Below are 23,437 nucleotides of genomic sequence, written 5' to 3' on the forward strand. Positions count from 1 at the left end.
CTGCCATGCTGCTCATGCTGGTTGACAGACTGTTCAGTCCGGTTGAGGCTGAGCTGGACAGAGCAAAGAGCTGACCTCCGTTAATCGCATCGGTTGAATCTGCTGATACATCACCGGCAGCTACATGGGTAATTCTTTGTGCACTATCGCTTCCATGACTGGCATCGTATGCACTAATACCGCCATTCCATTGCAGGGCATCCTGCTGTAGTCCGGCAACATTACTGGTGGCAGTACTGATCGTATTGTCTAATTGTCCCAGTATCGTTGAAGTACTGGAAGAAAGGCTATTCAGTCCGATGGCAGTACTGGAAGACAGACTGCTCAATCCGCTAGCTGCACTGGAAGATAAACTGTTCAATCCGCTAGAAGTACTGTTAGACAGGCTGGCTATCGTGCTTGAAGTAGTCGAAGATAAACTGCTCAAAGCATTTGATGCTGCGGTAGACAGACTGCTTAATCCGCTGGAAGTTGTGGTAGACAGACTATTTAGTCTGTCCGGCCAGTCTGCAGATAAACCGTTTACTTTATCCTGAACTGAGCTTAAACCACTAGAGACTGATCCTGATACTTCTGCCAGACTGCTGGCATAATTTGCATTAGCCTGATCAAGCTGCGCACCAGTAATCACATCAGTTGAATCTGCTGATACTTCACCGGCAGCAACATTGGTAATTTTTGCCGGATTTTTGGTTGCACGACTGGCATCATAAGCAGCAATATCATCATTCCATTGCAGTGCATTCTGCTTTAAATTAGTTACCCTGTTATCAATATTGCTTGCAACAGTAGACAGACTGATCACATCATTACCACCAGTTTGAGTAATCGTACTCAAAGAAGACGTGAAATGATCGAAACTGGTACTAACACTGCTGGAAAGTTCCGTAATATTAGTATTAGTTGTATATAACTGGCCAGCAGTAGCAACATCACTTGATCCCTTTTCAATATTGCCATCAGCTACATTGGTAATTTTCTGGACTTTTCCGTCACGCATAGCATCATAAGCACCATCTTTCCACAATAGCGCATTCTGCTGTAATGTTTTTACATGAGAGTCAGTCGCTGCCAGGCTGCTTGATGCTGATGCAGACAGTTCAGTCAATCTGCTGTTGGTACTGTCGATACCAGTAGACAAACTGGATAATCGATTACCACTAATTTCAGACAATGATGAAGACAGGCTATTTAAACCTGTTACCACACTGCTGGAAACGTCGTTTAGATTACCGGACAGGCTGCTAACCTGAGTATTGGTATCAAACAATTGCCCGCCGGTTATTACATCACTTGAGTCTGCTGTCAGACTACCTTTGGCTACATTGGTAATTTTTTGTGCACTACCGGTTGCATGACTGGCATCATAAGCAGATATATTGCTATTCCATTGCAGCGCATTCTGCTGTAATGTTTTTACATGAGAGTCAGCCACAGCCAGACTGCTTGATGCTGATACAGACAGACTGCTCAGACTCTGATTAGTCTGTTCCAGCTGACTGACCAATCCATTCGGACTTTTATTTTGTAAATCTTCTAATGAAGTTGACAAAGAGTTAAAACCTGAACTAACGCTATCAGACAAAGTACCAAGATGACTATTAGTCGTGAATAGCTGGCCACCAGTAACCACATCACTTGAACCGGCTGCAAGATTTCCAGCCAGTACATTTGTAATGCGCTGCGCTTTTCCATCGTGAGTAGCATCATATGCGCCACCGTCAATGTCGTTATTCCATAACAATGCATTGTGCTGCAATGATGCTACGCTGGAATTGGTTGTACTCAGTTTATCCTCAAAAGTAGTAGACAGACTATTGATTTTCTCATTGGCAAACTGACCCAGTGCGCTAGAAAGGCTACCCACACTGGCCGATGTTGATGAAGAAATTGAATTCATCTTACTATCAACATTATCAGACAGAGTGCTTACACTATTATTGGTATTAAACAGCTGGGCGCCTGTTACTACATCACTTGAGTCTGCTGCCAGACTACCTTGGGCTACATTGGTAATTTTTTGTGCAGTACCGGTTGCATGACTGGCATCATAAGCAGATATATTGCTATTCCATTGCAGCGCATTCTGCTGTAATGTAGCTATATTTGAATTAACAGAGCTTAACCCCGTATTGGCCGCTGCAGAAAGAGAGCTCAGACCGCTACTCAGCGATTGATTTAAATCAGCTGAAATATTATTCAAACTGGCAGATGTCGAACCAGACAAACTTACCAATCTGCTATCCAGACCGGCAGACAGAGTAGCTACACTGGTATTGGTGTCAAATAATTGCTTACCGGTGACAACATCAGTGGAATATTCATTCAGATCACCATCTTTAACATGGGTAATTTTCTGTACACCATTTTCAACACCATGGCTGGCATCGTAAGCACCGTCTTTCCACTGTAAAGCATCCTGCTGCAAGGTAGTAATACTGGAATTGATATTATTCAAACCTGTACTAAGGGCTGTAGATAAACTGCCCACACCATCCGCAGATAGATTCTGCAGAGAACTGGATAAATTATTCAAACTTTCTGCTGTAGAACTGGAAAGACTAAACAGCTGTTTACCGGTCACCGCATCGGTTGAGTCAGCACCCTCTCTGCCGTCTGCTACATTGGTAATGCGCTGATTACCAAATGCCGGATGTTTAGCACTGTATGCCTTATCAGTATCATTCCATTGCAAAGCATTATCCTGCAAGGCCGCAACTTCGCGCTGATTGTTTCCCACAAGTCCGGAAAGACTACTAATAATCGACTGAGAAGAGCTGCTTAAGGCCGTACTCAGGCTGTCTAACCCACCTGTAGTTGATAAAGATAGATTATTCAGAAGATTATTGGTTGTATATAACTGTGCTCCGATCACCACATCAGATGAATCTGCTGTTAATGCACCGGCAGCAACACCTGTAATTTTCCGATTACCGGCATCATAAGCGATTTTACTTTCATTCCATAACAGAGCTTTATTACTTACATCGTCTATTTTTTGGTTACTGTCTGTCAAACTTGTACTTATTGTGCTGGTTACGTTATCCAGTTTAGCTACAGTAGCAGTCGAAAGACTGTATAACTGTCCACCGGTAATTACATCTGTTGATCCCTGTTCAGTACTGCCGTCTGCAACATTGGTAATTTTCTGAGCTTTTCCGTTACGCTCAGCATCATAGGCACCATCTACCTTATTTTCACCCGCTTTCCATAGTAAAGCATCATTTCGCAAACTGGACAGGCTGCTACTTACGCCACTGGCTACTGTAGACAAACTAGTAATATCTGCTATATTTGAATTACCCACTGAATTTGACAAGCTGGTCAAACTTGAAGCAAAACTGTCTGATAAATTAGACAGATTTGTATTGGTTTCATATAACTGCGAACCAATAACCACATCACTGGAATGAGCCGAAGAAATATCACCGGCCGCAACATGCGTGATTTTCTGGGCTTTTCCGTCACGTTCAGCATCAAATACACCATCTTTTAACTGTAGTGCATCCCGGCTTAATTGATTCATGCTGGTTGAAGTATTGTCCAGAAGCTGACTGAGCTTATTTGAAGTTTCTGACAGGGTTGTGCTGATTGAAGCAGACATTGAAGTGGAATTCGATAGCGCAGTGGAAATACTGCTTATCGCAACAGTTGACAAACTGCTCAATGCTGAATTGGTATTATAAAGCTGTCCGCCATTAATAGCATCAGTTGATTCTGGCGATAAATCACCGGCCGCAACATTGATAATTTTTGCTGTATTTGCCTGACCATGAACTGCATCATAAGCCTGTACATCGTCATTCCACCGTAATGCATTTTCCTGCAACTGGCTGATACTGGTTAAAACTGAAGTATTTACTGCATCAAGTTTGTTATTAGTTTCAGTAATCCGGCTGTCCAGTAATCCGGCTGTATCTACCAGCTTGCTGTCATATGTAACTAAAGTTGAATTGGTCGTATTTATCAGATTATCTAATTTATTGTCGTTTTCAGTTAAATGGCTTACTGTTGTAGAAGACAGATCATACAGACTGGTTGACACAGAATCGCCCAGGCTTTTTAACTGAGCCACATTGACAGCATCAGTATCCTGTGTACCGGCAGCCAGGCCGGTAATCTGCCGTGTGACACCGGCACTGGCATTACCAATCGCCACCGAGCCTCTGGTACTGTTCCAGGTAGATGATGTGGCATCATGAACCCCACCTGCAGGATCATAGCCAGCCACACCTGCTGCGGCTGTAGTTGCAGAATTACTGCCTATAGCCACGCCGTTATCAGAACTGACATTAGCCTCTGTACCGATGGCGACGCCATTCATACCACTAATTTGGGTCTTGTTACCCAGTGCCAGGGCATTAGCAGCACCGACTTTAGCTTCATTACCTACAATCATGGCCCCGGTAGCATTTGCAGAGACTTTGTTCAGATTGCCTAATATTCTTATATCATCTGCCTTAGTAGCACCGGTTGAATCAAGTGCTATAACATTACTATTACCGAATATACCGGTATTATTAGCAGCAATCGTACCATTCTGATTACCGAAAGAATAAGTGTCATTCCCGGTTACACTAGTGATACCGGTTGCCTGATCTTTATCTTCATCTGCAATTTCACCATTGACTGAATTATAAGCAGTTGTTGTCTGAGAGCCGCCAATTGCACCGGATCTTTTTCCGCTTACCTGATTGGCTGAGCCTATACTGATACTTTGTTCGCCAGTGGCCTGAGCTGTATTACCGATAGCTACGGCAGAATCTGCTGTAGCCTGTGCCTGAACACCTAAGGCAACAGTACCGTCAGCACTGGCCTGAGATTTCAAACCGGCTGCCACACTACCCACACCATTAGAAGATGCAACCGAACCTAAAGCTACACTGGAGACACCTGTAGCTTCAGCGCCGACACCAAAAGCAATGGAAGCCCGCCCGGAAGCCAGAGCAGCAGTTCCGACAGCTATCGCGCCGCCGGTAGTAGCGGTGGCGTTGGTACCGAATGCTACTGAGTAGTTACCACTTGCGTAAGAACCACAACCGGATGCAAAAGAATGGACACCATAAGCTACCGGCATTTTATTTGAGGCTGCGTCCCCTTGCTGAACAGCTTTATTCCCATTAACAGCAGTTGTTGTTGTACCATAGGCCGGATCAATTTGATTAGCAAAGCGTTTATATTCGTCCAATGCAGAGATTAATGCACCAGTAATTGTACGCTCCGGATCACTCCTGCCCGCAACTTCATCGGCTCTGCAGTTTGTACCATCTTTAGAAAAACCATTAATCCCATTGATAACTACAGAACCATGACTTGCCCATACCTTACCTTTTTGATCTGCATACTTTACTTCAATACTAGGGTCACTCAAGCTAACACCACCAACCAGTGCCGTATTTGCAGCAAAAACATTCGGAATAACGAGTGAAAAATTCAGAATTGAAGCGATAAGACTCCGTTTAAAGACTGATCCGAATCGGGACTTACTTTTTATCATGCCTGTGGCCGGCAAGCAGGCTACGGTATCGGACTTGGTTTTGCTCTTAGCTAGTTCGGAGGCGGCCACCCAGGTCTGGGTCGTTTCATTCCATATAGCACGATATATTTTATTCAATTGGTTTACTCCTGATTAGAAATCATGCCGTCAAACAAAATTTGTATAAATTTAAATAAAGTTAAAATTTAAAATTAAATCTTTAAGCAATATAACATAATATACTTGCTTGTATGTATTCAACAAATTTAAATAATATTTAGTAAACTCAATAAAAACTATATTTTTTATAAAAATAAATATCTGAAATTCAAATATTTTTTTAAATTTATTTCAAAAATTAAATATATAAATATGTTAATTAAATAGATTGTTTATATATTATTATTGTCTTATTAACACCACAGTAATCTGATTAATCCGTTTTCTCAAAATTAAAAAATTAGAATGGCATTTTATTACACCTAAACAAATCTGATCTAAATAAATGGTTTTAGGCAGTTAGATTTATTATCTGCTTTTCGTTTGCTAGCCACTTGAATAAATACAGTAATGGAAGTAAATATAGTTATTAATTAGCTAAACGACGCAAATTGGCCGCAATTAAATTACGCTTACACATCATTTGAATTGTATTTTGTGTATTACCATTTCTGCATAACAGAATAAAATTTGATCCGGCATAATATTAATCCATCAAAACAGACAGATACAGACAATGCATCTATATTCGCAGAGAAAAGCAGAATAGCCAGAAAATCTAGATCAAGGCATAACAGAATGTTATGCAGAAAGGTACAAAGCAAAAATGGTCTGACTGTAAAAACAATATGCTATTTAAATTAATAAATAGCATATTGTTAATCTGAATTAAAAATATAACTGTGAATAGTTAATTACAGAAGAATTCAATTTTTAATTAATAACCATGTAGCCGGAATACTGGTTTAACAGCCATATTCAAATCAATCAGCAGCCATATCGAATCTATATAATCCGGTTACTACTCCATTTGTTTTTCAACATCAATCAGCGCCCGGCGCGATAAAGCCAGATTGGCACGGTGGCTATCAAGTACTGAATACAAAAACAGGCTACCCAGTTTTTTCAGCGGCCGGATCAGATGATACTGCTGCCCCTGTGTAATCAGTATATCCTCAATTTCATCGCTAAGATCCAGCATCTGCATAGTTTTGATTTTAGAGCGGATAACTTCCGTACTGCTGGCCGCGGCAATTTCCAGATCAATTTTATTAATGGCATTACCGGCCATTAACATACCATTATCATAATCAACCACCGCCGCCGCCAGTGCACCTTCTACGTTTAGTAATTGCGCTACAACAGCTTGATAATCCATTGCATTTATATCCCGGAATAATATAATAAAGTGAAGCCGGTTAAATATTATCCGGCCAGTTTAACCTGATTTTGTTAAGTAATTATAACATATTCTTAACATGAATATTATCATGGCCGCAAGTCAGGCTGCATGCGGCAACTGATGAAATGCGGCCGGCAGCTGATAATTATGCGGAAAAGTTACCCATTCATAGGATTGTGGCTGCGCCAAAAGCTGCCTTAACAGCGCATTATTGATCGCATGGCCGGATTTATGCCCCTCAAAGGAGCCAATAATCGGGTGACCAAGCGTATAAAGATCTCCGACAGCATCGAGAATTTTATGCCGGACAAATTCATCCGGATAGCGCAATCCTTCAGGATTAAGCACATCCGTATCATCAATTACAATCGCATTACTCAGATTACCCCCAAGCCCCAGATTGTGGCTGCGCATCAGTTCTACTTCCTGCATAAAACCAAATGTCCGCGCCCGGGAAATTTCATCAACATATGACTGTCCTGCAAAATCAATCCGGAAAGTCTGGTTACTGCGATTAAAAACAGGATGATCAAAATTTATGGTTAATGTAATCTGAAATCCTTCATATGGAGTAAATTTTACCCATTTATCTCCCTCTGTCAGTACCAGCGACTGTTTAATACGCAAAAATTTTTTTTCGACAGGCTGATCAATTACCCCGGCATCCTGTAACAGATAAATAAAAGGCAGGCTGGAACCATCCATAATAGGGATTTCCGGTGCATTAAGCTCAACAATAATATTATCGATTCCATAGGCAGCAAATGCCGACATAATATGCTCGATGGTGCCAATACGAATACCGTCCGGCGTAACAACCGTAGAAGATAAACGGGTATCGTTAATCAGTTCAGGAGTCAGCGGCACAAGCCGGCCAAATTCTCCGTTCAGATCCGTCCGGCGAAAACGAATACCACTATCCGAAGCAGCCGGATGCAGACTCAGGCGTACCCGTTCCCCGGAATGCAAACCCACTCCTGTAACACTGATACTTTTTGCTAATGTGCGCTGCAGCATATTCTGTTCCTGATCAATCCGACCATCCTATGGTAACGAATTTCACTGGTAAAGGTAATGAAATTTGCCAAACAGTGGATAAATTATTGCTATCAGCATTCATTTCTGTTAATTATCCACAGCAAACAATAGTATCAGAAAAATTATCCACATAATCCACAAATCATCCGCAGATGCATTTAATAACTTATCTACAAATAAAAATATGATTTATAGTGATATTTTAAGTTTTCCACAGGATGTATGGCTTCGTCTTTGTCTTCATCCATTTATTATTTATATTTTTATTTGAATAATAATTCTAAATTCCGATATGTTCGCGTAATCCGGTTACTTCAACAGATTTACCTCTGAATTGAAATAAAACATCAAAATTACCCAGATGCATAACAAAAACTTTGTCTGTATGGTGCTGATGCACCGGTCGCGGATCTTGAGCCAGACTTTGATTAACTAATTGAAAATATTCTGAATCTAATGAAAAAAATTGCATTTGATTTAATGCATACTGTGACCAGTGAACTGTCAGTAATTCGCGTTCATGTGCAAAACTGCTGTGTGCATAAGGTTTAGCCTCAACAAACGGAATATAGGGTTTGATATCAATTACAGGTGTCTGATCGAGAAAATCCACACCGCTTACATACAATCGAATCTGTTTGTTACATTCAATCCGCTTCAGTTTTACCAGTGATAAACCTAAATGATTGGGCCGGTGTGGACTGCGGGTTGCAAAAACCCCTTTTTTTTCTTTACCACCCAGTTTTGGAGGACGAATTAATGGTTGCCAGCCATCTTTAATCGTGGCATGAAAAACAAACTGAATCCAGATATATTCATAATCACTTAAACCGCGTACACATTCGGCAGTAAACTCTGTGGATAATTCTATATATGCCTGAGCTGCCGGTACCAGACCGGGCTGCCGGGCGACCCCAAATTTTTGTTTATAGGGAGAATAAATGTAACCAATCGGACGGATTATCCAGTGCGGACTGGTATTGACTGCAGAATCAGACATAAAAGCAATATACATTATTTTGAATCAGAATAGCTGTATTGTACGGTAATTGGTGTATATGTCTGTATATAAATTGTGGATAAATTATTCAGTTTATTGTTTTTTTTGATTTTGTTTTTTCCGGTAGCCTAATTATGGTATATCACCATCATCATATTGATATTTTGTAATGAAATTTTATAATTAAATTAACGGATAAGTATAAAATTTATCCTGTTTATCCGGATGATGTGCATTTGTGAATAAAAAATGATACTTTTGGAATATACTAGTCTGTCCGGTTAGCCGGCTTTAAATATTTAAAAAAACATTATCAATAATTAAAATAAACTGATCTTGCCTGTGGATAATTAATTATTGCCGGCTAAAAACAGCTCTTATTTGCTGGTCTGTTTAAGAACAGGTTATCAGACTGATTGTTTCAGGAATATAACTGGTAAATCGGTATTCTGTCGCTGACTGAGAGCTGATATTTGAACTGTGGCTGAATATAACAGAGTAGGGAAGTGGTTAAATATATGATTTATCAATAGTTAATTACTATATTTTCCTATCGGATCTGAGCGGCAGCTGTGTTTATTTCAGAAGCAGAAATCAGAGTGAATGAATATTTCTATTTTTATTGGTGCTTATTAAACCATAATGTAAACTTCAGATAACCGGTCTGATTTAATACTGGCCGGCTGACAGTTATTCACAGCAGTTCTGACTGGCAAAAAGATATTACAGATTGATTATCGGCAGTTTGCCTGTATTTCTGTTACTATATCCTGTTAAATATAAGTGAGTAGTCATAATTAAATTACACTGATTAGCTGATTTATCTGTATTGCGGTGGTTAATCTGCAATCAGAATACCGGTAATCACTGATGGTTAGCGGTTATGATTAATCTAAGGGTGGTTCAGATGAAAATATTGGTAGCGGTAAAGCGTGTTGTCGATTACAACGTGAAAGTGCGTGTTAAACCTGATGAATCAGATGTGGATATTGGCAATGTGAAGATGTCGATGAATCCGTTTGATGAAATAGCTGTGGAAGAAGCTGTGCGTTTAAAGGAGGCCGGTAAAGCCACTGAGGTGGTGGTGGTATCTTTAGGCGTAAAACAGTGTGAAGAAACTTTGCGTACAGCTCTGGCAATGGGTGCTGATCGTGCCATTCATGTTGAAACAGATGAAAAGCTCGAGCCGCTGGCCGTGGCTAAGTTATTAAAAGCTGTGGCCGAAACCGAGCAGCCGCAGTTGTTGTTGCTGGGTAAGCAGGCAATTGATGATGATGCCAATCAGACGGCACAAATGCTTGCCGCTTTAATGCAGCTTGCGCAGGGTACTTTTGCCAGCAAAATAGAGCTTAAAGCAGATGAAGTGCTGGTTACCCGTGAAATTGACGGCGGGCAGGAACAGCTGGCGCTGAAATTACCTGCTGTAATCAGTACTGATTTGCGGCTGAATGAACCTCGCTATATCAAGCTGCCGAATATTATGCAGGCAAAAAAGAAACCGCTTGAGAAAAAAACAGTAGCTGAGCTGGGTGTCGATATCAGCCCGCGGTTAGTACAGTTAAAGGTAACTGAACCGGCTGAGCGGGCTGCCGGCATCCGGGTTGGAAATGTGGCTGAGCTGGCAGACAGATTGCATCACGAAGCAAAAGTCATTTAAAGGAGATATTAATGTCGGTATTGATTATTGCTGAGTATCAGCAATCCTGTCTGGATGAGGCCACTTTGCATGCTGTATCTGCGGCACAGCAACTGGGGGAAATTGATATTCTGATAGCCGGGCACAATGTGGCCGGTATCGCTGCTCAGGCACAGCAAATTAGCGGGGTACGAAAAATATTACTGGCTGATGCTCCTGACTATGCTCAGGTATTGGCGGAAGCAGTAGCTCCGCTGGTAGTGCAACTTGCTGATTCATATGATCATATTATTGCAGCAGCTACTTGTTTCGGTAAAAATTTGTTACCGCGTGTTGCTGCTTTACTTGATTGTGCCCCTGTTTCTGATGTTGTTGCCATTATCGACAGTCAGACCTTTGTTCACCCGATTTATGCCGGAAATGCTTTGCAAACAGTGCGTAGTGAACAATCGAAACAGTTGCTGACAATCCGGACTACCGCATTTGCTCTGGCAGAATCTGCTGGCGGGCAAGCGGCAATTAAATCTGTTGCCGCTGTTCCTGTGCCTGAATTAAGCCGTTTTATTGAACGTAAACTGACCAAATCAGATCATCCTGAGCTGACTACTGCTAAAGTGGTAGTCAGTGGCGGACGTGGTTTGGGCAGTGCTGAAAATTTTGCTGCACTTCTCAACCCGCTTGCCGATACCCTGAATGCAGCTATCGGTGCTTCACGCGCAGCTGTGGATGCCGGTTATGCTCCGAACGATTATCAGGTAGGGCAGACAGGGAAAGTAGTCGCACCGGAGTTATATATTGCTATTGGTATTTCAGGAGCCATTCAGCATCTGGCCGGAATGAAAGACAGTAAAGTTATTGTGGCTATTAATAAAGATGCTGATGCTCCGATTTTTAATGTAGCTGATTATGCGCTGGTTGCTGATTTAAATACTGCTGTACCAGAACTGCTTGAACAGTTGAAGGCTCTCGGACATTAAATTGCTGATGGTTGTTGAATAATGTTTCACGTGAAACATTATTCAACAGTTTGACCTTGAAACAAACGGGTAGAAAGTATCCGGTTTGCTGTAACTGATTGCCGGTAAACTGCCTGAATAAACCCAGTATTCAGGCAATTTTTACGATATCTTTTATAAAAAATTCAGCTTAAAACAATGAACCGATTACATGATAATCAGAGTTATGCTTTTGCATCAGATAATTATTCAGGTGTTCACCCGAAAATTATCCAGGCACTGACAATCGCTAATGGCGGACATCAGCCTGCTTATGGTGCTGATGTGTATACGCTTGCTCTGCAACAGAAAATCAAACAGTTATTTGGTGAGCAGGCTGAAGCTTTTCCGGTATTTAACGGAACCGGAGCCAATGTTACCGCTTTACAGGCATTGTTGCCGCGCTGGGGTGCGGTGATTTATGCGGAGAGTGCACATATTCAGTGTGATGAAGGAGTGGCGCCTGAACATCTGGCCGGCGTAAAGCTCCTGACGGTTGCTACTGATGATGGTAAATTAACCCCGCAACTGGTAGCCCGGCAAGCCTGGGGTTTTGGAATGGAACATCGTGCTCAGCCGGCAGTTGTGTATATCAGCCAGACTACTGAGCTGGGTACTTGTTATAGTGTGGCTGAAATCCGTGATCTGGCCGAATATTGTCATAAACATAATATGCAGCTTTATCTGGATGGAGCACGGCTGGCGAATGCACTGGTAGCGGAAAATACTGACGCCAGAACCATGATTACTGATACGGGTGTGGATATGCTTAATCTGGGCGGTACTAAAAATGGTATGCTTCAGGGCGAATGTATCATCAGTATGCGCGCAGATACTCATGCTGCTATGCCGTATCTGCGTAAAATTAATGCTCAGCTTGGTGCAAAAATGCGTTTTATTTCAGCACAATTTCTGGCATGGCTGGAAGACGATCTGTGGCTGGATCTGGCCGCCGGCAGTAATCTGATGGCAAAGCGGCTGGCTGCATCACTGACCGCAATTGAGCAGGTATCGGTTACTCAAAAAGTTCAGGCAAATGCCATATTTGCAATATTACCTGCTAATGCTCGTGCCCGTTTGCATCAGCAGTTTCATTTTTATGACTGGGATGAAAGCAAAGGAGAAGTACGCTGGATGACCAGTTTTGATACCACGCCTGAACAAGTTGATGCATTTGCGGCCGCAATCAGGCAGGCTATTGCGGAAAAATGAGTACAATTTATCAGTACACAACGCTGGCAGCACCGGCACAGGCTGAATTTAAAGATAAAGGCAGCCGTTTTCTGGCCTTTGCCTATCCGGTGCAGGATGAATCCGAAATTCGCCAGTATGTGCAAACTTTGCGGGAACAGCATCATAAGGCACGTCATTGCTGTTTTGCCTGGCGTCTGGGCGTAGACGGTAACCGTTATCGTGCCAATGATGATGGAGAACCTGCCGGCAGTGCCGGCCGGCCGATTCTCGGACAGATTGATTCTGCGAATATCACTGACATTGTAGTGATAGTGATACGCTATTTTGGTGGTACTTTGCTGGGAGTGCCCGGGCTGATCCATGCTTATAAATCTGCTACTGCGGCAGCGATAGAAGCTGCTGATAAAATTTGTCTGGATGTATGCCGGCAATTATGGCTTTATTGTGATTATGCTCATTTGAGTGAAGCAATGCGCTGGTGCCGGCAGCAGCAGGCACAGATAATACAGCAGGATCTGCAGCAGCAGTGCTGTCTGTCTGTCCGCCTGCCGCTTGCTCAGCTGGAAAGCGGGCTGTCATCTTTACGCAAGCTGCGGATGATTGATGTTAAACTGGATAACTGAATATTACTGGTTAATGCTATAAAACGCAGCCGGCTGGCTGCATACACACCTTATTTTGGAGAAGGGGTATATGAAATTACTGGTTATCGGCAGCGGCGGAAGAGAACACGCTCTGGCCTGGCGTCTGGCACAGTCTCCCAAAGTAAATACGGTTTATGTTGCTCCGGGTAATGCCGGTACTGCAACAGAACCAAAGCTGCTCAACCTTGCTGTAACTGATCATCAGCAGTTGATTGCCTTCTGTCGTGAACAGCAAATAGCATTTACAGTAGTCGGTCCGGAAGCACCACTGGCAGCGGGTATTGTGGATGATTTTACTGCCGCTGGTCTGGCTGTTTTTGGTCCGAGCCAATATTGTGCTCAGCTGGAAAGCTCAAAAGATTTTGCTAAGGCGTTTATGGCCAGAACGGGTATCCCCACAGCTGCCTATCAGACTTTTACTGATGCTGAAGCTGCTCATCAGTATATCAGTCAGAAAAGCGCACCGATTGTTATCAAGGCTGATGGTCTGGCAGCCGGTAAGGGAGTGATTGTTGCCATGACACTGGCCGAAGCTCATCAGGCTGTAGATGATATGTTGCGGGACAATGCTATGGGTGCTGCCGGTAGCCGGGTGGTAATCGAAGATTTTTTACAGGGAGAAGAAGCCAGCTTTATTGTTATGGTGGATGGTGAGCACGTTTTACCTATGGCTACCAGTCAGGATCACAAACGCCTGCTTGATTTCGATAAAGGTCCGAATACCGGCGGAATGGGTGCTTATTCTCCTGCTCCGGTAGTGACTGAAGCTGTATATCAGCGGGTAATGGATGAAATTATTCTACCTGTAGTAAAGGGGATGCAGGCTGACGGCCACCCTTATCGCGGCTTTCTGTATGCCGGTTTGATGATAGATGATAGCGGAGCACCATATACCATAGAATTTAACTGCCGGTTTGGTGATCCTGAAACTCAGCCGATTATGTGCCGGTTACAAAGTGATCTGGTGGAGCTGATAGAAGCTGCTCTGGACGGCCGGCTTGATACGGTGACCGCTGAATGGCGAGATCAGGCTGCTGTTGGTGTGGTACTGGCGGCGGCTGGTTATCCACAGGATCCGCGTAAGGGAGATGTAATTTCCGGGATTGCTGAAGCTAATCAAACCGGAAAAGTTTTCCATGCCGGTACAGCGTTTAATTCCCGGCATGAACTGGTTACTCATGGCGGACGGGTATTATGTGTAGTCGGATTAGGTGCAGATATCAAAACTGCACAAACCAAAGCTTATACTGCTCTGGCATCGATAAAATTTGCCGGTATGCAATACCGGCATGATATTGGTGCAAAAGCATTGAAAGCTGTGGATAACTAAATCTGATTTTTATATTTTATCCTGTTTATCAACAGATATTTTAATTATGTATTCTGTTTAGTTTAGCCGAACAGAATACTTAATTTTTTGGCTAAACCAAATAATTAGTATGCACTATCAAATTATTAAGATAAATTTTGATTATCGTGATATTCAATTTTAGCTTAGTACAGGCAAATGATAAGAATATAAAACTGTAATTGAATCGATTCTGTGGATAAATATAAAAATGATGCTATGGATAATGCTGTCTATAACTTGATTACATCCTCAGCAGTTAAAATAAATCGGCATATTCATTAACGATTTTGAGAGATCAGTATAAAACTGTTTTATGCGAAAAATTTGAACAGGTTTCAATAAGAGGATTTAAGCATCAGAATATTTTTTATTAACTGTGTATTATCAGCAATTGTAATCAAAATTAAATATGACTTATTCAGATATCGATTATTAATAACAGACACTATATAAAATGATAGATATCATCAATACTGGATTGTTTGCACATAGTCATTTATCCAGTATTTATCCACAGTCGCCGGATTTCCGGCTAAAAATATGGTTTTTATGTTCCGGCCTGTTTAGCACCTATTTTATTTAAAAGTATGCTGAAATTTTTCCCAGAAAAGATGTTAACTATCAGTAATCAGTAAATTTCAAATCAGGCCTGATAATCTGTTAAAATTTCAATGGCCGGAGAAAATTATCCGTTACATTTCTCAATGAATCAGCCGGATATTGAATAGGCGATGCTAACTATTGCTGTGCCTAATTCTGAATTTCTAAGCCGGAGAGAAATGTTATCTGGTTGTTTGGTATTAATAAGATTATAATAAAATAACTTCTCGGTAACATTACCTACTTACAATAAGCGTTTTTTGAGCGGATATGATGTAGTGGTAGCATAACTGCTTCCCAAGCAGTTCGGGCGGGTTCGAATCCCGTTATCCGCTCCAAATCTTCTTTTGATAAGTCCATGGGTAATGATAATCAGTCTGCTGCTATATTCATTCCGACAGTTTTTTTGAGTATCTTATCTTATTTCCTATGATGTGTTTGAGGTTAGATAAATACTTCAGTCATTACTGGGTAATATTGCTTGTTCCGATTAATTTGACATTAAAAAATAAGCAGATATCGCTGCTAACCAATTTATCAGTTCGGCTTAACAAACCTGCTGTCAAATCTGTATCCTGAAATGTCAGTGCTGACATCAATATTTTCGTTTGATATGCTTGGTTGAATTATCAGTGTGAAATATACAATGCCGGAAATATATGTCTTCAAACAAGCCGAACTTAGCAACAGAATTATATGAAGAATATAAAACTATTATTAGTCACCATAGCAACTATATCTGTAAGCTAAAAATAAAAGTTTCTGCCATCATTGCAAAAAGACAACTTGTTTCATTTATGAATGACATTAAATGGCTTGAACTTCAATATGCAGTTAAAGAATTATCATTTCCGCCTCCGTATATACTGCGATGTGTTACCGATGGTGACGATATTGCAGAACCTTTTTTTGAAAAAATACCCTGGTGGATAGGTGACTGGTCAAATTATTATCATGAAGGTATACCTGCATTATTTAATATTGAATGGATAAAAGTATACCCGCAATTAAGCAAATATCGCGGGCGTTTAGTGGAAAATGAAGTTTTAGATGAAACAGAAGCTTTCAGGACAATACTTAACCGGCTGAATATACCTTATGACAGAAAAGATAATATTTTTACTATTTATGGATATAAAAACCCTTAGCATTCGATAAATATAAAAATTTACAGAGTAAATAATCCTATTTTTTGTTTTATTACGAACACTTTTTTGCTTATTCAGCGAAACTAGATATTGAAAATCAGTGATCTACTTAAAGAATAAGTTTAATATGTCTTGTTTTATTAGAAGAAAGCCTGCGATTAGATATCTGTGGAGAAATAACTAAAAGATAAATTTCTCTTAATTTGGATAATAAAAATATATTTTATTAATAAAGAGTTACAACAAGAACAATATAATCTGATATTTGGAGACTGCAACCATGATTTGCTGTCAATAAAGCAAGTATTGAAACATCAGAAAAATCTTCGGGAATATTTGATCGATATTTGTAGTTATATGTGGATTTATTGTCTGCTATAGAATGATATCCACAGATTTATACACAAGCTGTAAACTTTTTATTCTGGTTTATTTAAACTGATACGTATCCTATCTGATAGCAGCAAAAAAAAGATGTTTTATTTAAATTACACGGCTTGAATCAGTAATACAAAATTTATACACCGAAAAATGTGCTGTTTGCTCCACTGTTGGTTTTATTCAAAGTTTACTTATTTCATCAGCTATACCATATGTAACTGATAAAAATTTATCCCTGAAATTTGATTAAAAATCAGCAATTGCTGCCGCTAGCCGATGCTTTATGTATAGGCCTGGCTGATGTTTTCCAACTTAAGAGCAGGTTTAACTCTCTGATAGTTGGTTTATTCCTCTTATAAAGCAGAAATAGCAACTATAGTCCTGTGCATTTGATTTTATCCGCAAAAATTTATTTAAATTGATGATTTGCTTTTGTTTAATATGAATCAATTAGATTTTAAAATATTGATTTATTATATATAAATATTGCATAATAATTTAATTATATTATTAATAATTAATACTATTTTCAAAAGAGCATATTATCTTAATAGCATAAATAATAATGAAATACAAAGTAATGTGTCACAAAAATTATATATATTATAGTAGCTTAAAGAGAAAAATTTAAATCATTACGGATGCAGATCGATCGTTACTAAAATTTAACTTATTTAATATACTGTCGCTTTTATAATACATTTGATAATAAATAAACAAATAACGTATAGGAATAAATAGGTAATATAAAAAATATAAAAAATCATATAAATTAAATAGTTAAATTTATTTATTTCTAAGATTTCTAAATGATTTTGCCTGTGTTTAAGTATAAAAATGTTATTTATTTATTCGCATTTATTAAAATATTTATGTTATATTTATGAATAATTTAACTTAATTTTAATCTATCTTTAATTTATTAAAGTAATTTTGATAAACGCATGATTTTAAAAAATTAGGAGTAAACCAATTGAATAAAATATATCGTGCGATATGGAACGAATCCACTCAGACTTGGGTGGCCGCTTCTGAATTAGCAAAAAGTAAAACCAAGGCCAATGCGGTTTCCAGTGATACTGCTAAGCCATCCCTGTTGGCCAGAATGGGTCTTTGTACTTTCAGACTCGGATTACTTGCCTCGCTGATCAATATGTCTTTGTATTCTGCTGATGCAGTAGCAGCGGCTGACCGGACTTCTCTCTGGGGGTCGTTTATTAACAAGTCTGCTACTAAAACCAGCTTTAGTGCAGTTTCTATAGTAGGCGATGATAACTACTGTGGTCATGATGTTGTTCAGGGTCGTTCAAATGCAGGAAAAAAAGGAATTAGCCCACTAGAAGAATATTTGCGGTTTGCACAGAATGCAGAATATTATAGGAAAGGTGATACTCATACATATACACCGTATGGCTCAACCACCCAAGCAGAAAAATGGGGCTCTGGCAGTTGGACAAATATTATAGGTAAAGATTACGGTACTGCCGGTTTTCAGAACAAAAATACTGGTGGAGAAAATAATGTTATGCCACTGGCATATGGAGTAGGGTCTTTTTCCTATGGTTGCGCTTCATTAACAACAGGTAATTATTCCCTGGCTTTTGGTGTTAATGCTACCGCTACTGCCGGCGGAGCTCAGGCATTTGGTGTGGCAGCTGTGGCTTCCGGGCGGGCGTCCAATGCGATCGGAATTTCATCTGAAGCTACCGGTGTGTCCGGTGTTGCTCTGGGTTCTGTGGCTCAGTCTGATGGTGTGGGAAGTGTTGCGCTGGGTTTGCAGGCACGGGCTAATGCTGACGGTGCTGTAGGTGTCGGGGTAGGGGCTCATGCAGGACTGGATTCCAGCGTAGCCATTGGTAACGATAATATTCTTGCCGGCAAGCAAAGTATCGGTATCGGTTCCGGTAACGCGGTAGATGGTGAGCAATCAATTGCTATCGGCAGTGCCCAGACACCTACTACCTACAACACGGTTGACGGTACGCAGAAAAATGTAACAACACACTATACCCATATTAAAGGAAATAAAACTTTATCTCTGGGTAACAGTAATACAGGCGGGAACTTTGATACGAAGGGGAGCCTTATTACAGACGGTATTTCGGCAGCCAATACCGCCATCTTCGGTAACAACAATGTGATCAATAATGCCGTCGACGGTGCTCATATTATTGGTAGCGATAATACAGTAGGTATCTCAACAGGTATTGCAGGTACCGGTGCAACAGTAATTGGTAATCAAGCCAACATTAGTGCAGATAATGCTCTTGCTCTAGGTAATCAAACCACTGTTAGCGGTGCTGATGCTATGGCAATAGGTACTGGTGCGGTGGCTACGGTGTCTGGCGGTGTTGCTCTGGGCTCCGGTTCTCTGGCGGACACAGCTCAGGATGTTGCCGGCTATAATCCAAATAATCATGCAACCTACAGCGATCCGGAAAGTATAGTTGCCTGGAAAAGTACCAAGGGTGCTGTTGCCATAGGCAATACTGCCCAAAATCACAATACTAAACAAAATGACAATACTGAACAAAATCAAAAAAATACCCGGCAAATTACAGATGTTGCAGCGGGTACCAACCCTACGGATGCAGTTAATGTTGCTCAGTTAAAAAATCTGAGCTTTTCAGTTCCGGGTATTTTTTCGTCTGCGTCAACAAGTATTGATGCTAATCTGATTGCAGCAGATAAGACTATCATCAGTAGTTCTGCTGCAATACCTGCAAAATTTGATTCGCTTAATAGCAGCATCAGTACTGTTTCATCGCAGATAAAGCAGAAGTTTGGTGATCAGACTACTTCTGGTGAAGTAGGAGAAAATATTTCCCGGCTGAGTACATCTTTAGCAGATAATATTACTTCTATACAGAAAAAGCTCCTGCTGGATCAGGGCGGATTCTATGACGCTAAAATTTATGATGGTAAAACACCGCGTAAAATCATTCACGTAGCTGATGCAGATATCAGCAACGCCGGTTCAACCGATCTGGTTAATGGCAGACTGCTTTATGCGACCAATTCGTCGCTGAGCTCTTTATCATCCAGTATAGATAGTGGTCTGAGTACGCTTAATAGCGGTACAACTGAGGCTAAAAATATAGTTGATACTACAACCAGCCAAATCAATACTGGTATAGATAGTTATTCTACATCGGTTTCTACCGGTATCCATAATCTGCAAACAGGCATATTAAAATGGAATGGTCTGCCTGAAGGCGAATTCAGGGCTGATAATGATAATACTGACCACAAGATAACAGGTGTGGCAGAAGGTTCGTTAGCAGCTGATTCAACCGATGCTGTAACCGGCGGTCAGTTACATGCCACTAATACCAATATTAGCAGTCTGTCCAATAGCGTCAGCACAAGTTTCAGTAGTTTATCCAGCTCACTGTATGAATCTTCCGGTCTGGAAAAATTATCAACAAGTCTGAGTGATACAGGTAATCAAGTCGCTGCTTTACAAAATGATGCACTGCAATGGGATGATATTCATAAGGTGTATCGTGCCAGACACGGTGATAATGATGAAAATCAGAAAATCACTCATGTCTCTGCCGGTGTTGTTGATTTCGCTTCAACTGATGCGGTAACCGGTGGTCAGTATTATGATCTGAATACCGAGACAGATACCAGTGTAAGTACACTGACAGCAAGTGCTTTGCGCTCTGTCGGTCAGATTAATAGCAACATTTCGGCATTGCAGCAACAAGTACTGATGTTTGACGGAAAGAGCTTTAATGCACAGCGTGCCGGAAAAAATCAGGCTATTACCGGAGTAGCCGGGGCTGATTTAACTGATTCATCAGCTGATGCTGTTACCGGAGCACAGTTAGATTCAACAAACACATCCCTGAATAATTTAACGGCTTCAACTGCTACCGGATTGAGCAGCTTGTCGACACAACTGAGCAGATATTCTGAAAATACGCTGCAAAGCGGTATGGAACTTGTGAACGGTTCCAATACGAGTCTCAGTGCCTTACAAAGTAATGCTTTACTGTGGAATAGTGAAGATAAAGCATACAGTGCTGCTCACGGTACGCAGGGAAACCAGAACATTACCAATATAGCGGCCGGCGAGGTAAAAGAAAATTCAACTGATCTGATTAATATGGGTCAGATTCATGTATTCTCGGTGTCTGCATCTACAAGTATCGCTGCTGTAAACCAGGCAATAAATTCATTAAATGGTTTATCTGATACTGAAATTAATCGCCTGGCTGATACCATTAGTAGCAGTCTGAGTACGGCAGGTAATCAAATAGCGGGTTTAAAGAAAAATCTGTTGTTGTGGAACGGGAACGCTTATGATGCCAGTCACGGTAATCCTGATGGTACGGGGAAAATTACCCATGTAGCAGAGGGCAGTTTGCAGTCCGATTCAACGGATGCCGTAACCGGAGGGCAGTTATACCGGACCAATACCAGAATCAGTGATCTGAAAGCAGAATCTGATAATCAGTTTAATATTTATTCCGGTAAGATTGATAGCAGTCTGGCTGCTGCGCAAACAAGTCTGAGTAATTCTATTGCTACAGATATCAATAGTGTGCATGGTAATATGGATTCCGGTGTACAGACAGCTAACTCGCATATTACTGCTCTGCAGCAGGACAGTTTATTGTGGAATGGAAAAGCTTATGATGCCAGCCATAATCAGGGTGATAATGGAAAAAACAAAATCACTAATGTGGCTAAAGGGGACATTTTACATGATACATCATCCGATGCTGTTACCGGTGCGCAGTTATTCGCTACCAATAGCAGTATAGATTCACTTTCTACTGCGTTTGACAGCAATGCATCTAAGTTTATCAGTACTACGGACAGTAATTTGAGCAGCTTGTCAGTTGCCATGCAGAATTCATCTTTTCCCGGACTGGAAAGCCTGTCTACCGGAACTCAGTCTCGTCTGGGTGAGATAAATAATCAAATTTCTGGATTACAGCAGGCATTGCAATGGAACGATGGTGCTTATGATGCCAGTTTTGGTAAAAACGGAATGCAAAAAATTACTCATGTTGCTGATGGCCGGCTGGAAGAAGGGTCAAAAGATGCGGTAACAGGTAATCAGTTGTATAACACTGATGCTGCCATCAGTAATCTGGGAGCAAGTTTAAGTACCGGTATAAATAATATTAGCAGCTCCATACAGAGTATCGCTCAAAAAAATGATGAAACGATAACTGATTTATCCGAAAAAGTGCAGCAAACTAAGAGTCAGCTGACCAGTCTGGAGACTACTACAGCAGCCGATCTGACTCATATCAATACCGGTATTTCTGCTCTGCAGGATGATGCTGTGCAATGGGATGGCAAAAATTATGTTGCCAGCCATAGTGGTAAGCCAGGCATTATTACTCATGTATTAGCTGGTAGTCTGAATGAAGGTTCGTCAGATGCAGTGATTGGTGCACAGCTACACAGCACTAACAGCAGTATTACTGATCTGGGAAATAAACTGACAGATGTATCCAATAGCTTTAGCACGGGTATCAGCAGTTTATCCACAGCTTTATATGATAATGCTGATTCGAAGCTGTCGCAGTTGGTACAAAACAGGGAAAATATTGAAAATAATATTACACATTTGTCCTCAAGTGTATCCTCTGCATTTATTTCCGCTGACAATGAAATAGCTATTCTTAATCAAAATGCATTACAGTGGAACAGCTCACTGAGTGCATTTGATGCCAGTCATGGTCAGAAGGATGAAAAACATCTGATTAAGAACGCAGCTGAAGGTGATCTGCATGCCGGTTCGACTGATGCCATTACTGCAGGTCAGCTGTATACCACCAATAGCACATTTAATGCACTGGATGATAATATCAGCGGGCGTTTTAGTAGTTTGTCAACGACATTAAGCAGTTTGATTAATACTAATGTAAGTACGCTTTCTTCCAGCATTGCCGGTCTGGATACCCGGGTGAGCGGATTAGAGCAGAATGCATTACAATGGAACAGCGATATTGCTGCTTATGATGCCAGTCGTGCAACCAAAAATCCGGCTAAAATTACTAATGTAGCTGCCGGTCTGATAGCATCAGATTCGTCTGATGCCGTTATTGGTGCTCAGTTACACAGCCTGTCAACTGTGTCTGATGGTCATTTATCCGCCTGGCGCAGTTCAATACTCTCCAGCTTAAGTACAATAGAAGATTCAGCAACTACGGCATCCGGTTCACTTTCTCAGCAGTTCGATACGCTATCAGAAAATATCTCTAACAATTTCCAAGAATTTTCCGGCAGTGTTTCAAGTGGTGTGAGCAGTTCGTTTGTCAGCACTTCAGAGATTGTTACCGGTTTGTCATCTGCTATACATGAGCATCTGAGCCAGCTGTCTGATGGTATAGGTGAGAGTTTAACCAGTCTGTCGACCAGTACGGATACTGGTATCAACACGCTTTCTTCGCGTATTGACAGCTCAGCAAGTATATTAACAGAGTCTTTAAATACCGTTAATAACCATATAAGTACGCTTAATCAGGATGCCCTGCAATGGAATGGCGGTATTAGTGCATACGATGCCAGTCATGGAAGCGATAGTGCACAAAGAATTACCCATG

Annotated in this window: 11 protein-coding genes and 1 tRNA gene; 8 read left to right on the forward strand and 4 right to left on the reverse strand. The window is 40.9% G+C overall.

The features are described 5' to 3' along the window. The 4 genes from H3U82_RS10695 to tsaA all read right to left on the reverse strand — a co-directional run. On the reverse strand, positions 1 to 5,614 hold a 5,614-nt coding region (locus H3U82_RS10695), incomplete at its 3' end, for an ESPR-type extended signal peptide-containing protein (protein ID WP_198210500.1). Positions 5,615 to 6,497: 883 nt separating this feature from the next. Further along, positions 6,498 to 6,854 (reverse strand): hypothetical protein, encoded by a 357-nt coding sequence (locus tag H3U82_RS10700; RefSeq protein WP_078474286.1) that lies wholly within the window; start codon positions 6,852 to 6,854, stop codon positions 6,498 to 6,500. Between the two features lie 123 nt (positions 6,855 to 6,977). Further along, positions 6,978 to 7,895, reverse strand: coding sequence for a UDP-3-O-acyl-N-acetylglucosamine deacetylase (gene lpxC, locus H3U82_RS10705; RefSeq protein WP_084549854.1), 918 nt, complete (start codon positions 7,893 to 7,895; stop codon positions 6,978 to 6,980). A gap of 301 nt (positions 7,896 to 8,196) precedes the next feature. Then, positions 8,197 to 8,916 carry a tRNA (N6-threonylcarbamoyladenosine(37)-N6)-methyltransferase TrmO gene (gene tsaA / locus H3U82_RS10710; protein ID WP_084549868.1) on the reverse strand — a complete coding sequence of 240 codons (720 nt, stop codon included), beginning with the start codon at positions 8,914 to 8,916 and terminating at the stop codon, positions 8,197 to 8,199. 907 nt (positions 8,917 to 9,823) lie between these two features. On the opposite strand from tsaA, the gene H3U82_RS10715 reads away from it, so the two are divergent. The 8 genes from H3U82_RS10715 to H3U82_RS10750 form a co-directional block, all read left to right on the forward strand. Then, complete coding sequence (locus H3U82_RS10715; RefSeq protein ID WP_078474288.1) at positions 9,824 to 10,573, forward strand: electron transfer flavoprotein subunit beta/FixA family protein; 750 nt, start codon at positions 9,824 to 9,826, stop codon at positions 10,571 to 10,573. Between the two features lie 11 nt (positions 10,574 to 10,584). Continuing rightward, positions 10,585 to 11,529, forward strand: a complete 945-nt coding sequence (locus tag H3U82_RS10720) for an electron transfer flavoprotein subunit alpha/FixB family protein (RefSeq protein ID WP_198210501.1) — start codon at positions 10,585 to 10,587, stop codon at positions 11,527 to 11,529. A gap of 177 nt (positions 11,530 to 11,706) precedes the next feature. Continuing rightward, on the forward strand, positions 11,707 to 12,759 hold the full coding sequence (locus tag H3U82_RS10725; RefSeq protein ID WP_198210503.1) for a low specificity L-threonine aldolase: 1,053 nt from the start codon (positions 11,707 to 11,709) through the stop codon (positions 12,757 to 12,759). After that, the gene (locus H3U82_RS10730; RefSeq protein WP_078474291.1) at positions 12,756 to 13,364 is read left to right on the forward strand and encodes a YigZ family protein; all 609 of its coding nucleotides are present in this window, start codon (positions 12,756 to 12,758) and stop codon (positions 13,362 to 13,364) included. The genes H3U82_RS10725 and H3U82_RS10730 overlap by 4 nt, the downstream gene beginning before the upstream one ends. 70 nt (positions 13,365 to 13,434) lie before the next feature. After that, a complete protein-coding gene (gene purD, locus H3U82_RS10735; protein ID WP_100125463.1) occupies positions 13,435 to 14,715 on the forward strand; it encodes a phosphoribosylamine--glycine ligase in 1,281 nt (426 codons plus the stop codon). 885 nt (positions 14,716 to 15,600) lie between these two features. Next, positions 15,601 to 15,674: transfer RNA gene (locus H3U82_RS10740), tRNA-Gly, on the forward strand. 321 nt (positions 15,675 to 15,995) lie between these two features. Next, positions 15,996 to 16,484, forward strand: coding sequence for a DUF6678 family protein (locus H3U82_RS10745; RefSeq protein ID WP_100125462.1), 489 nt, complete (start codon positions 15,996 to 15,998; stop codon positions 16,482 to 16,484). 1,354 nt (positions 16,485 to 17,838) lie between these two features. After that, positions 17,839 to 23,437, forward strand: a 5,599-nt coding sequence (locus H3U82_RS10750; protein ID WP_198210505.1) for an ESPR-type extended signal peptide-containing protein, incomplete at its 3' end; no start/stop codon positions are given.

The sequence above is a fragment of the Snodgrassella sp. W8132 genome (genome assembly GCF_016100865.1).
GTDB classification, from domain to species: domain Bacteria; phylum Pseudomonadota; class Gammaproteobacteria; order Burkholderiales; family Neisseriaceae; genus Snodgrassella; species Snodgrassella alvi.